General features: G+C 59.9%; 13 protein-coding genes and 1 tRNA gene. 6 read left to right on the forward strand and 8 right to left on the reverse strand.

The genetic code is table 11. The features are described from left to right. Window positions 1-350: 350 nt before the first annotated feature. From QNJ43_RS02610 to QNJ43_RS02630, 4 genes are all read right to left on the reverse strand, one after another. Complete coding sequence (locus QNJ43_RS02610; protein ID WP_300467129.1) at window positions 351-1,523, reverse strand: isovaleryl-CoA dehydrogenase; 1,173 nt, start codon at window positions 1,521-1,523, stop codon at window positions 351-353. Between the two features lie 465 nt (window positions 1,524-1,988). Continuing rightward, the gene (gene mgtE, locus QNJ43_RS02620) at window positions 1,989-3,719 is read right to left on the reverse strand and encodes a magnesium transporter (RefSeq protein WP_346432820.1); all 1,731 of its coding nucleotides are present in this window, start codon (window positions 3,717-3,719) and stop codon (window positions 1,989-1,991) included. A 273-nt stretch (window positions 3,720-3,992) separates the two neighbouring features. Next, window positions 3,993-4,079 (reverse strand) — tRNA-Leu (locus QNJ43_RS02625). A gap of 84 nt (window positions 4,080-4,163) precedes the next feature. After that, window positions 4,164-4,349: a FliM/FliN family flagellar motor switch protein gene (locus QNJ43_RS02630; RefSeq protein ID WP_300467133.1), complete on the reverse strand. Its 186-nt coding sequence runs from the start codon at window positions 4,347-4,349 to the stop codon at window positions 4,164-4,166. 228 nt (window positions 4,350-4,577) lie between these two features. Here QNJ43_RS02630 and lipB point away from each other — a divergent pair, with 228 nt between their 5' ends. Together lipB and QNJ43_RS02640 are read left to right on the forward strand one after the other, a co-directional pair. Then, on the forward strand, window positions 4,578-5,285 hold the full coding sequence (gene lipB / locus QNJ43_RS02635) for a lipoyl(octanoyl) transferase LipB (protein WP_300467135.1): 708 nt from the start codon (window positions 4,578-4,580) through the stop codon (window positions 5,283-5,285). Window positions 5,286-5,432: 147 nt separating this feature from the next. Beyond that, window positions 5,433-6,239 (forward strand): hypothetical protein, encoded by an 807-nt coding sequence (locus tag QNJ43_RS02640; protein ID WP_300467137.1) that lies wholly within the window; start codon window positions 5,433-5,435, stop codon window positions 6,237-6,239. A gap of 14 nt (window positions 6,240-6,253) precedes the next feature. Here the strand turns inward: QNJ43_RS02640 and QNJ43_RS02645 are convergent, their stop codons facing one another. Genes QNJ43_RS02645 through QNJ43_RS02660 form a run of 4 tightly spaced genes read right to left on the reverse strand, consistent with a single transcriptional unit; the run spans window position 6,254 to window position 9,292 of the window. After that, a complete protein-coding gene (locus QNJ43_RS02645; RefSeq protein WP_300467139.1) occupies window positions 6,254-6,553 on the reverse strand; it encodes an acylphosphatase in 300 nt (99 codons plus the stop codon). Between the two features lie 15 nt (window positions 6,554-6,568). Further along, the gene (locus QNJ43_RS02650) at window positions 6,569-6,766 is read right to left on the reverse strand and encodes a hypothetical protein (RefSeq protein ID WP_346432833.1); all 198 of its coding nucleotides are present in this window, start codon (window positions 6,764-6,766) and stop codon (window positions 6,569-6,571) included. After that, entirely contained in the window at window positions 6,756-7,295 is a 540-nt protein-coding gene (locus QNJ43_RS02655; protein ID WP_300467143.1) for an HAD hydrolase-like protein, read from the reverse strand. The genes QNJ43_RS02650 and QNJ43_RS02655 overlap by 11 nt, the downstream gene beginning before the upstream one ends. Continuing rightward, on the reverse strand, window positions 7,292-9,292 hold the full coding sequence (locus QNJ43_RS02660) for an acetyl/propionyl/methylcrotonyl-CoA carboxylase subunit alpha (RefSeq protein WP_300467145.1): 2,001 nt from the start codon (window positions 9,290-9,292) through the stop codon (window positions 7,292-7,294). Before QNJ43_RS02660 ends, QNJ43_RS02655 begins: the two co-directional genes overlap by 4 nt. 230 nt (window positions 9,293-9,522) lie before the next feature. Between QNJ43_RS02660 and QNJ43_RS02665 the strand changes: the two genes are divergently transcribed. From QNJ43_RS02665 to QNJ43_RS02680, 4 genes are all read left to right on the forward strand, one after another. Continuing rightward, complete coding sequence (locus QNJ43_RS02665) at window positions 9,523-10,122, forward strand: CHASE4 domain-containing protein (protein ID WP_300467147.1); 600 nt, start codon at window positions 9,523-9,525, stop codon at window positions 10,120-10,122. Beyond that, window positions 10,041-10,310: a CHASE4 domain-containing protein gene (locus tag QNJ43_RS02670; RefSeq protein ID WP_300467292.1), complete on the forward strand. Its 270-nt coding sequence runs from the start codon at window positions 10,041-10,043 to the stop codon at window positions 10,308-10,310. The genes QNJ43_RS02665 and QNJ43_RS02670 overlap by 82 nt, the downstream gene beginning before the upstream one ends. Before the next feature lie 27 nt (window positions 10,311-10,337). Continuing rightward, window positions 10,338-11,072, forward strand: coding sequence for a GGDEF domain-containing protein (locus tag QNJ43_RS02675; protein ID WP_300467149.1), 735 nt, complete (start codon window positions 10,338-10,340; stop codon window positions 11,070-11,072). Between the two features lie 160 nt (window positions 11,073-11,232). Continuing rightward, a complete protein-coding gene (locus tag QNJ43_RS02680; protein ID WP_346432834.1) occupies window positions 11,233-12,174 on the forward strand; it encodes a cation diffusion facilitator family transporter in 942 nt (313 codons plus the stop codon). Window positions 12,175-12,180 lie beyond the last annotated feature (6 nt).

Here is a 12,180-nt window from a genome sequence, read left to right on the forward strand (position 1 = left end):
CACCCCTGAGCGGGTGTTAATGACCGGAAGTTGGAAACATTGTCAAATTACTTAACAGAAAAGTTTTCTCAAAAGCGCAATATTGCCGCTACGTCATAGCACTTCGGGCAGAATGGTCTGATATTACAATATACATCTATACATATCGCGAGAGAAAACAGATCCGGAGATGCTCTCATACCAGAGTATGAACGCCTCTGATTGGCCAATGGAAGCCGCCCGAGCGCTGAAAGTCTCAAGATCGAAATCTTGAACTGACTTCCAACGAACGGACGACTACAGCGAGAATGCAAAGCCACCGGAATGATTTCTTGTCGGTCGGGTTGATACCAGCCAGCCGAAACAAGCATCTAACGTGATGCTTCGAACAATTCACGCCCGATCAACATGCGCCGGATCTCGCTTGTCCCCGCCCCAATTTCATAGAGCTTGGCGTCCCGGAGAAGACGACCGGTCGGGTATTCGTTAATGTAGCCGTTGCCCCCTAGAAGCTGGATCGCATCCAGGGCCACCTTCGTGGCATTCTCCGCAGCGTAGAGGATGGCACCGGCCGCATCCTGACGGATCGTCTCCCCACGGTCGCAGGCCTGCGCCACCGCATAGACATAGGCCCGGCTGGCATTCATCGTCACATACATGTCCGCGACCTTGCCCTGCACGAGCTGGAAAGTCCCGATCGGTTTGCCGAACTGCTCGCGTTCGTGGACATAGGGAATCACCACGTCCATCGCGGCCTGCATGATGCCGATCGATCCGGCGGCCAGGACGGCACGCTCGTAGTCGAGACCCGACATCAGGATATTGACGCCCTTGCCAACCTCACCCAGCACGTTTTCTTCCGGCACCTCGCAATCGCGGAACACCAGTTCGCCGGTCTCCGAGCCCCGCATGCCGAGCTTGTCGAGCTTCTGCGCCACCGAGAAACCCGAAAAATCCTTTTCGATGATGAAAGCGGTAATGCCACGCGGCCCGGCATCCGGATCGGTTTTGGCGTAGACGATAAGGGTATCAGCCTGCGGACCGTTGGTGATCCACATCTTCGATCCGTTCAAGACATAACGATCGCCCTTTTTCTCCGCCTTCAGCTTCATGGAGACGACATCGGATCCGGCTCCGGGTTCCGACATGGCAAGCGCGCCGAGATGCTCGCCCGTGATCAGCTTTTCGAGATAGCGCTTCTTCTGCGCCTCGTTCCCCCACCGCCGCATCTGATTGACGCACAGGTTGGAATGCGCGCCATAGGAAAGCCCGATGGAAGCAGAGGCCCGGCTCACCTCCTCCATCGCCACACAATGTTCGAGATACCCGAGCCCTGCGCCGCCCCATTCCTCTTCCACCGTAATGCCGTGCAGGCCGAGCGTTCCCATCTCGGGCCACAGTTCCAGCGGAAACCAGTCGTCGCGATCGATCTTTTCAGCAAGCGGCGCGATGCGATCCTGCGAAAAGGACTGCACGCTATCGCGCAGCATGTCGATCGTCTCGCCGAGATTGAAATTGAACGCTGCGGGTGCGTTGGGGATCATGCGTTTCTCCTCCCTGGCGGATCTCCCTGTCCGCCTGACTTTGGCGATCATGCGGCTTCACCAGCACCGGTCCCACTGCCGCCGGAAATCGACGACAGACGTCGGCCTGACGCCGATTGCAGACGAGATCGGTCAAACCGGATGCAACGAGCTCAACAGTTTCCTCTTCTGGCGGAAATTACCAAGGAAACCTAAAGGGCAACGCACAAATCCGCCAGCCCTTTGATGCGGACAAGAGAGAAAAGCCCCGTCGCGAAATGGGGCCCCACCCCGTCTTCGCCGACGTGAAGCAGCCTATTCCTTGTAGTTCGCCCAAAGCGGCGGGGCCGCCAGTTCCAGCACTTTGCCGCCGGTATCTCTCTGAAATAAAGGCTCGTGCCGCCTGCAGGCAGACGACCTCGGAAATGACTGTGACATCGTTTTCCCGCAAATGGGTCCTCCGCCACGCGTCGAGATCGGCTTTGGCTATCTTGAATGCGAAATGGCTGTGGCACACGCTGTGATGCCCCGGCACCGTCCCCCCGGGTGACTTGATGTCCTCGTCCGTCGTCCGCGCCGAAAGACCAGCAACGTCTCGCCGGGCCCCGCATCGTAGGCATGGAGCCGACTGCCCCCATCCATGCGCTGAAGCCCCAGCATGCCGGAATAGAAACCGTGCACGGCCTCCATGTCGTTCACATAGACTACCGTTTCCAAAATGCCGCCGATCTTGGGTGTCTGCATCACGGGCCCTCCCTTGCCCCCTGCGACCCGCTCCCGCGCCCTGCCCCCCGACTTGTTCAGTTGAGCCCGAACCACCAGGCCCGCAATGCCCAGAAATGCAAAAAATCCGACCACATCCGTAACCGTCGTCACGAAGACCGACGAGGCGACGGCGGGGTTGATGTCGAGCTTGTCCAGGGTGAGAGGAATAAGGATCCCCGCCGCCCCGGCCGCCAGCATGTTGATGATCATCGCCACCGCGATGACCCCGCCGATCTGCGTACTCGAAAACCAGAAAGCAGCCACAGCACCGATCAAGACGGCGAACAGCACGCCGTTGATGAGCCCCACCGCCGTTTCACGCAAAATGATGCGCATGGTGTTGAAGCTGCCCAGATCCCGGGTGGCCAACGCGCGAACGGCAACCGTCATGGTCTGGGTGCCCGCATTGCCGCCCATGGAGGCAACGATCGGCATCAGCACCGCGAGCGCCACCATCTGTTGAATGGTCGCGTCGAACAGCCCGATGACGAACGAGGCCAGAACCGCTGTCCCCAAATTGACCAGAAGCCAGACGAAACGCCCCCACACGGTTTCGAAGATGGAGTCGGAAATCTCCGCATCGCCACCGACACCGGCCAGCGCGAAGATGTCCTCTTCGGCCTCCGCCTGGATGACATCGACGATGTCATCGATGGTCAGCACACCGACAAGCCGGTTCGAATCATCGACCACGGCCGCCGAAATCAGGTTGTAGCGCTCGAATGTCGTCGCCACCTCTTCCTGATCCTCGGTTGCCAGGATGGCATGCACCGTCTCGCCCATGATGCCTCTGATCTGCTCGCTGCGCTTGGTGCGCAACAGCTTGTCCAGAGCCACCGTGCCCACCAGCCGGAACTCCGGATCAATCACGTAGATCTGGTAGAAATCATCCGGCAGGGCATCGGATTCGCGCAGGTAGTCGATCGTCTGCCCCACAGTCCAGAACGGCGGCACGGCGACGAAGTCGCTCTGCATGCGCCGACCGGCCGATTCTTCCGGATAATCCAGTGCGCGACGCAGCTGCAGCCGGTCCGATTGCTTCAGTTCCTGAAGAATCGCTTCCTGGTCTTCCTGCGGCAGGTCTTCCAGGATGTAGACCGCATCGTCCGGATCAAGTTCGCCGATTCCCTCCGCCACGTTGCGGGCGGGCATTTCCTCCAGCAGGCGCGCACGGACGGAATCATCGAGCTCGGTCAGAACAGCGAAATCAAAGGAATCGCCCAGCAGGCGAACCAGTTTCACCTGCTCTTCGGCATGCAACGTCTCGATCAGATCGCCGAGATCGGCCTCATGCAGATTGCCGGCAAGCTCAAGCGTATGCTCCTCGTCATCGGCCTCCACGGCCTCCTCGACGAGGGCCACGAATTCCTTGGAGACATAGCCATTCTCATCGCGAAAGGCGATTTCCGCAGGGGCGATGTCGGTAGCATCGACAGAATCGGTCTCAGCCACGATCTCCTCCTCCTGCGGTTGGTATGTTTGCGGTTGGGATGAGCGTGCCGGTACGCGTCGCACAGGTACGGGAGCAACCCGCAAAAGCTACGAAATTATCGGCGCTTAAGGAACAGCCTTTTCATGCTGATGAGTGCTGGAATGTCGATTTTCGAAAAGAAGGCGTATTGGCGGAAAACAAAAAAAGCGACCCAAGGGCCGCCGCTTTCCAAAACGAACACCGAATGCTCGCTTCATCCGGATGCTTCACCCGATATCGGGACAGGTGAAGAGTGGTGCGGTCGAGAAGACTCGAACTTCCACGGGTTTTACCCCACAGCGACCTCAACGCTGCGCGTCTACCAATTCCGCCACGACCGCATGTGACTGAAGCCGGGGGCGAACCCTCGGCGGAGGACCATGTATCAAACCCCCTGCCCCTGTTCAAGAAGCATTTGGGGAAAATCAGATACGGACATTCTCAGGCTGTGGACGGAATTCCGGCGAGCGGATCAAAACCTCGGTAATCGAGATGCCGATCCGGTCCCCGCGAAGCACCACCTGACCGCGCGCGACAGGGATGTCATTGGCGAGAATCTCCACGTCGTCGTCCTCGGAAACGTCGAGCTCGATCACCGCGCCGCGGCCCATGCGCTAATGGATCGGCATCTCCGCACGCCCGAGCACGACGGAGATATGGACGGAAATCTTGTCTACGCTGGTCATACAAACGATCCGGGCCTATGAAGGCGCTCAAGAGACATGGAGTGTACGCTTCCCCTGTGGCAACCTCAAGACGGGAAAACAGATACCCGGTTTCGGGTCGTTAACAAAACCTTGCCAGCCAGGCGTTACTCGATGGTTAACAGGTATTAATGCATGACCCATGAGACGCGCGATTCCCTGACCGTGTCGATGCTGCCGCAGCCCGGCTCAGGCCCGGTGGAATGGCATGTCGAGGACGAACTGGTCGAATACCCGAAGGCTCTTGCCGCCATGGAAGCGCGCGCCGCGGCTATCGCGGAGGGCAGCGCGCCGGAGCGCGTATGGCTGCTGGAGCACCCACCTCTCTACACCGCCGGTACGAGTGCGCATGAAGAAGACCTTGTAAGTCCCGACCGTTTCCCCGTCTTTAATACCGGGCGCGGCGGCCAGTACACCTATCACGGGCCCGGCCAGCGGGTTGCCTACGTGATGCTGGACCTCAAGCGCCGCAAGCAGGACGTGCGCGCCTTTGTCGCCGGGCTGGAGGAGTGGCTGATCCAGACGCTCTGGCAGTTTCACGTGCGCGGTGAGCGCCGGAATGACCGCGTCGGCGTATGGGTTCGCCGACCGGAAAAAGCGCTGGATGCGGAAGACAAGATCGCCGCAATCGGCATCCGGGTGCGCAAATGGGTCACGCTCCACGGAATCAGTCTGAACGTGGAGCCGGAGCTGGAACATTTCTCCGGTATCGTGCCCTGCGGCATCTCCGACCACGGCGCGACCAGCCTGGTGAATCTAGGCCTCCCCGTCACCATGGCGGAGGTAGATTCGATCATGCGCGGCGAATTCGAAGAGATTTTCGGCGAGACGATCTCGGCCTGACACGGTTCCGGAGAGGTTTCTAAGGGCAGGAACGTCCGTTCCAAGACCTCATCAGATACTTTAAATACTTTCCCTAACGTCATTTTCTGTTTAGAGCAGCGGCATTCATTTCCTTCTGAAGTTTTCCCATAGCCTTTCTGGACTGTCATGACGCCGATAGACATTCTCACGACCACCTTCAAGGCGGACAAGAGGTTCATACTTCCCATCATGGCAGGCCTCGCGGCACTGGCCGCGGCAACAATTTTCATGTCGTGGGCAGTCGACCTGGATTCCGCAATGATTGCGGGAATCTATATTCTCGCCTTCGGTCTTGTGCTAATTCTGATCCGCCAGATTCTTAGCAACGCCCTGCAACAAATGGTGTTGTCCTGGTTCGTCCTGATCATCGTCATGGCCTACACCGAATGCCTGTTCGTTGCCGCCATTATGCCGACCTTGAACATCCTGCCGCCGGCCATCTGTCTGATCAAGGCCTGGAACCCCTGCGAATCCAACCTCAAGATCGCGGCCAATACCCATCTCGGTCCCATGGTGGTTGCAAGCGCAGTGACAAGTGCGCCGGAAACTGCGGCCAAGGCCAAACGCCCCTCTCCACCGGCATTGCCGAAGCCCGCCATCGACCGCAGCGCCTTCAAGGTGTTCATCCAGTTCGCAACACCTTTGAAGCGGGACGCCGTACGCGAGACTGCAGCCAAACTGGCCGCGTTGAGCTGGAATGTTCAAGACACCTCGAATGGAGGAAAGTGGACGGCAAACGCCCGCGGCTTCAACGAGGTCCGATTTTCTCAGGAAAGTGCGCTGAAGGCGGCGGAACTTCTGGAGCAGGAAGTGGATGAGGTGGACGGACAAGCGCCGAAAATAGGCCTGAGGCACATCACATCGAGCCGTTTCCAGATCCCGCAAGACACCCTGGAAGTTTGGCTGAGCGCACCTGAGCCCGCGAAACCATAGATATATATCGCCCGCTACTCGGAGCGGCACACCTCGAACGCTCCACCGACGAGGCCAGCCTCGCCCAGCATTCGAACACCAAAGACGCGCGCCCAACCGGGGCCTTCGAAAGCAGCGGCCAGCATCGCCTCCACACTCTCCGACCTGCCGGAAAAGACCGCCTCCACCTCACCGGAGCGCAGATTACGCACCCAGCCGAAAAGCTCTAATGCTCGAGCCTTGTCAGCACACCAGGCGCGATAGCCCGCACCTTGCACACGTCCGCTGATGAGGACGTGCACGGCGCGCATCTCGGGCTCGTCATTGGCGTTCATGGCCGGCCTCCCGCTCTATCCGCATCGATCAGACGGGCGTCGCGTTTGCGCTCCATTCCACGACCAGATCCCCGACCTCGGTCGGATGTCGGCGATCGCCATCGGCTTTTCGGCTTGCAGTTCCTCGCGAGACCCGTAGCCGTAAGTCACTCCAATCACCGCGACGGCATTGGCGCGCACGCCGACAAGATCGTGCTTGCGATCACCGATCATGATGCTTTGCAACGCATCGACCTTTTCTTCGCGCAGGAGATACCCGATCAACTTGGACTTTGAATCCAGACTGCCATCGGGACGGGCGCCGTAAATGCCGGAGAACGTAAATGCCGGAGAAATAGTCCGCCAGATCGAAATGCTCCACGATCCGGACCGCCGTTCGAGCAGTTTCGAGGTCGCCACATAAAAGCGCATGACCGCGGTCCTGCAATGCGCTCAGAACCTCGCGGACGCCGTCGATCACCTGATTTTCGAACAATCCCGTCTCGCCGTAGCGCACGCGATAGTGACCGATTGCTTCTTGAATCCGCTGCGGATCGTCCTTGCCGAGCAGCACCGCAAAACTGTTGGAAAGCGGCGGCCCGATGTACCGCAGGTCATCCGCATCGGGGACGTCCTCCACGCCCATGCATTCCAGGGCATATTGGAAGGAGCGGGTAATACCGGGAAAGGGATCAGTCAGCGTGCCGTCCAGATCGAACAGAACGGCACGCCCGCAACTATCGCCAGACAGGGTTGAGATCATTCAAATTCCATGATCACGGCATCGACCGCGAGACTGTCTCCCGGCCCCACCTTGATCGTGGAAACCTTGACCTCGCGCTCCGCTACCAGAACGTTTTCCATCTTCATCGCTTCCACGATGGCAAGCCTCTGCCCCGCGCTGACCGTTTCGCCCTCTTCCACGTGAATGGAAACAACGAGCCCCGGCATCGGGCAAAGCAGCATCTTGGACGTGTCGGCCGGCACCTTCTCCGGCATCAGCCGATCGAGTTCCGCCATCTGCGGCAGCATGACGTGAACTTCCGTCGAACAGCCCTGCCAGTCCAGTTTCCAGCCGTTTTCGACCGCACGCACCTGGACGGCGACCACTTCACTGCCGACACGGCCCTTCCATAGCAGATCGCCCGGCACCCAGTCACTGGTCACCGGGAAGGTCTGCCCTTCGATGGTTACGTCGATTTCAACCGGCAGATCGGGATAACCTTCCGCCAACCCGACATCGATATATTCGCCGTCGATCTTCACCACCCATTCGCGCCGAAGCTTGCCGGAATGCGGCCGCAGGCGTCCGGTCAGCCGATCCTTGCGCACGACCTCCATGGAAAGCGCAACGGCAGCCAGAACCACATGATCCGCATGGGTCGGCTCGACGGGGACGAACCCCTCCGGGTACTCGTCAGCGATGAAGCTAGTGGCAAGCTCCCCCGAACGCCAGCGCGGATGTTTCATCAGCGCCGCGAGGAACGGGATGTTGTGGCCGATACCGTCGATGACGAACTGATCGAGCGCCAGCCCCATCGCCTTGATCGCGTCTGCGCGGGTCGACGCGTGCGTGATCAGCTTGGCGACCATCGGATCGTAGAACATCGAGATCTCGGAGCCTTCCACGACCCCGGTATCGTTGCGCACTGTCATGCCGACATGGGACTTCTCGGCGGGCGGGCGGTAATGCACGAGCCGGCCGATGGAGGGAAGGAAGTTGCGGAACGGATCTTCGGCGTAGATGCGGCTTTCCACCGCCCATCCGGACAACGTTACGTCATCCTGCGCGATCGACAGCTTTTCGCCTGCCGCAACCCGGATCATCTGCTCCACCAAATCGATGCCGGTGATGAGTTCGGTGACCGGATGCTCCACCTGAAGACGGGTATTCATCTCCAGAAAATAGAAGCTCTTGTCCTGCCCGGCGACGAATTCCACCGTACCCGCGCTGTCATAATCGACGGCTTTCGCCAGAGCGACGGCCTGCTCACCCATCTTCCGGCGGGTCTCTTCATCGAGCAACGGCGACGGCGCTTCCTCGATGACCTTCTGGTTACGCCGCTGGATCGAGCATTCGCGTTCACCCAGATAGATGACGTTGCCGTGCTTGTCGCCGATCACCTGAATTTCGATGTGACGCGGGTTCTCGATGAACTTCTCGATGAAAACCCGGTTATCGTCGAAGAAAGAAGCAGCTTCAGAGCGCGCGCGCTCAAACCCCTCATGGGTCTCCTTCTCGCTCCAGGCGACGCGCATGCCCTTGCCGCCGCCGCCCGCAGACGCTTTGATCATCACGGGATAACCGATCTCGGAGGCAACCTGAACCGCTTCTTCCAAGCTCTCGATCACGCCGAGATAACCCGGCACCGTGGAAACCTTGGCCTCGTTGGCGAATTTCTTCGATTCGATCTTGTCGCCCATCGCCTTGATGGCACGCTTGTTCGGCCCGATGAAGACGGTGCCGTTGGCCGCCAGCGCTTCGGCGAATTCCGCACGCTCCGACAGGAAGCCGTATCCCGGATGAACGGCCTGGGCACCCGCCTGCTTGCACGCGGCTATGATCTTGTCGATGACGAGATAGCTTTCGGCGGCGACCGCCGGGCCGATATGAACCGCCTCATCGGCCATTTCCACATGCAGCGCGTCCGCATCCGCATCCGAATAGACCGCCACAGTCGCGATACCCATGCGCCGCGCCGTCTTGATGACACGACATGCGATCTCGCCGCGATTGGCGATCAGGATTTTATCGAACATTGGACCTCCCAGCCCGTTATCGGCTCCTCAGGCTGCGTTGTAAGCCCGCTTCAAGCGCCACGCAACTATACGGAAGGCAAGGAAACCACCTAATCGATGGTTCGCGCGTTCGTCCTGAACGGAAGCGACGCGAAAAAGCTGCAAGCCCCGCCAAGCACAACCCTTAAGTACAACCGCGCACGTAAAATTAACGGCTCCGCATCAGTATTTCGCTCGAGGTAAAACTGGTAATGCGCCGCAGCGAAGGGGGGAGCACTCTCACCATGACGATCAACACCAAACGCAGGCAGACCCCAAGGTTCGCCCGACTTGTCTTCCTTGCGTTCGGCGGCCTGATTGCCCTAACGGCCACGTCCCTTCTGCTGCTCGGCTATCTGGCCTCCCAGATCGCCGCCAAGGAAGCCTCGGCCGGTGACCGCCGCCTTTTCGACAATACCCTGCGCAGCCGCTTCCTCCTGATAACGCGCGATCAGCACACGCTTGCCCGCTGGGATCGCACCGTCGCCAACGTCGTGCTGACCTTCGACAAGATCTACGTGCAAGAGGAGATGGTGGACTCTCTTTGGCACGACTTCCGCCACGATCGATCCTGGTTCATCGCGGCCGACGGCAAGGTCCTGGCCGAAGCCTGGCGCAACGAGGTCGATTTTTCCGGCAAAACACTCCCCGGGGGGGGGCACGACGTCCGCCTGATCGCCGAACTAGCCGCCCGCCGGCACACGGAAAACCGCATCTCCATCCCCGGTGGATACGGCCAGCGCAAGGTCGCCACCACGCAGGCCGGGCGTCCGCCACAGGCTTCGCCACGGTCGACGGGCGGCCCGCCATGATCAGCGCCATGGCGATCGTACCGGATGACGGCACCGTCGCCCTGCCCGACGACCCGCCGACGATCCTCGTCTCGGCGAAATATATCGACGCAACCCTGACCGAGAACCTGAACGCTCAACTGGGTTTCCAGGACATCGCCTTCACTCCAGGCCAGTCGACAGGCCAGACGACCGCGGAAACGGGATAGCCGCTCCTCTCAATCGACAATGAACCGTTGGGTACCTTCACCTGGCGTGCCCACAAGCCGGGCAGTCAGATCTGGTCGACGGTCATACCGTTGATCGCGCTCATCGCCACCACCCTCGCCCTGGCGGCCCTGTTCGTGGCGCGCCGGATCGGCAGGCTTTCCCGTCGTCTTGAGGAGAGCGAAAGGCACAACCGACATCTGGCCAGTCACGACCATCTGACGGGACTCGCCAACTGCCATCAGTTTGAAACCGCACTGTACAAGGCGCTCGCGCAACTTCCCGATCTCCTCTTCGCGATTTTCGCCTTCGACCTCGACCGCGTCAAGGCCGTCAACGACACCTACGGCCACGCGGCGGGAGACATCGTCATCCGCACGGTCGGAGAACGGCTTTCGCAGATTGTCGGCGGAAACGGTCTGGTGGCTCGCACCGGGGGCGACGAGTTCATCGCGCTCATCTCCGGTCAGGTCGACCGGCTGCGACTTTCCACACTGTGCGGCGAGGCAATTGCCGCCATGTCCGCCCCGATCTCCGTGAACGAAGAGGCGACCACGGATGTCGGCGCCAGTATCGGAATTGCGATTGCCCGTCATGCAGATACGGAAAAGACGGCACTGCTCGCCGCCGCCGACCACGCGCTCTACGCAGCAAAGAGCAACGGCCGCGGTCAAAGCGTCTTTGCCGAGGATCTGACCGAAGGCATTGCCCCGCCCGAAGACATGCCGCAGATTTCCCGACACCAGCCGCGGCGTCTGGCCTGACGGCTGCCCAGAAGTTCGCGTCGTGCGACCGCACAGAAAACGGCACCGCAGACAATAGTGTAACGTCGCCTCCATCTTGTAATCAGAGCGTCAGGGGAAGCAAAACCGCCTGTCAAAGGAGGCCGCTGTGAGCCACAACCACACGCATGATCACGACCACGTGCATGACCACTGTTCCGGCCACGCGCATTCGCATGGTCATGGCCATCATCATCACGTCGATCCGAATGCCGGCGATTTGCGGATTGCTTTCGCCATCGGCATCAACTTCCTGCTAACCGTCGTCCAGATCATCGGCGGCGTCATGGCCAGAAGCCTGGCTCTGATCGCAGACGCGCTGCACAATTTCTCCGATTCCATCTCCCTCGTCATCGCCTTCGGCGCGCGCAAGATCGCCCGCCGCCCCTCCGATGCACAGATGACCTTCGGCTACGACCGGATCGAGATTGTCGCCGCTCTGATCAACTACACCGGCCTGATCATCGTCGGGCTCTATCTCGTCTACGAAGCTATGCTGCGCTTCATTCAGTCCGAAGTGGTCGACGGCTGGCTTGTCATCATCATTGCCGCCGTCGCACTCGTGATCGACCTGGGGACTGCCCTCCTCACCTTCACCATGTCGAAGACCAGCGTGAACATCCGCGCCGCTTTCCTGCACAACGTTGCCGATGCGCTGGGATCCGTCGCCGTCATTTTCGCCGGGACGCTGATTCTGCTCTATGACTGGCGGCTCATCGACCCGATCGTGACCTTGATGATCGCCGGCTACATCCTGTGGCAGTCATTTGTCGAGATCGGTCCTGTCATCCGCATCCTGATGCTGGGAAGCCCACCGCATATCGCCGCTGAATCCGTGCTGGAAACCCTGCGCGCCGTCGACGGCGTTGCCGATATCCATCACGTTCACCTGTGGCAGATGAACGAGCACCAGAATGCGGTCGACGCCCATCTCGTCATCGCCGACGGATGCTGGACCAGAGCCGACGAAATCAAGGCGGCGGCGAAGGCCCGGCTGATGCAGGAATTCGACGTCAGTCATACGACGCTTGAGATGGAATGCACGCATCACGCCTGCAGCCAACCGCGCACGATCGGTCATTGACGAGAA

This window comes from Breoghania sp. (genome assembly GCF_030066895.1).
Lineage (GTDB): Bacteria > Pseudomonadota > Alphaproteobacteria > Rhizobiales > Stappiaceae > Breoghania.

Bases quoted from the DNA above. Each gene is read 5' to 3' on its own strand.
- QNJ43_RS02655 (WP_300467143.1), bottom strand. From the start codon at position 7,295: ATGATCTCAACCCTGTCTGGCGATAGTTGCGGGCGTGCCGTTCTGTTC.
- QNJ43_RS02610 (WP_300467129.1), bottom strand. From the start codon at position 1,523: ATGATCCCCAACGCACCCGCAGCGTTCAATTTCAATCTCGGCGAGACG.
- QNJ43_RS02645 (WP_300467139.1), bottom strand. From the start codon at position 6,553: ATGAACGCCAATGACGAGCCCGAGATGCGCGCCGTGCACGTCCTCATC.
- QNJ43_RS02660 (WP_300467145.1), bottom strand. From the start codon at position 9,292: ATGTTCGATAAAATCCTGATCGCCAATCGCGGCGAGATCGCATGTCGT.
- QNJ43_RS02650 (WP_346432833.1), bottom strand. From the start codon at position 6,766: ATGATCGGTGATCGCAAGCACGATCTTGTCGGCGTGCGCGCCAATGCC.
- QNJ43_RS02665 (WP_300467147.1), top strand. From the start codon at position 9,523: ATGCGCCGCAGCGAAGGGGGGAGCACTCTCACCATGACGATCAACACC.
- QNJ43_RS02630 (WP_300467133.1), bottom strand. From the start codon at position 4,349: ATGGGCCGCGGCGCGGTGATCGAGCTCGACGTTTCCGAGGACGACGAC.
- lipB (WP_300467135.1), top strand. From the start codon at position 4,578: ATGACCCATGAGACGCGCGATTCCCTGACCGTGTCGATGCTGCCGCAG.
- QNJ43_RS02640 (WP_300467137.1), top strand. From the start codon at position 5,433: ATGACGCCGATAGACATTCTCACGACCACCTTCAAGGCGGACAAGAGG.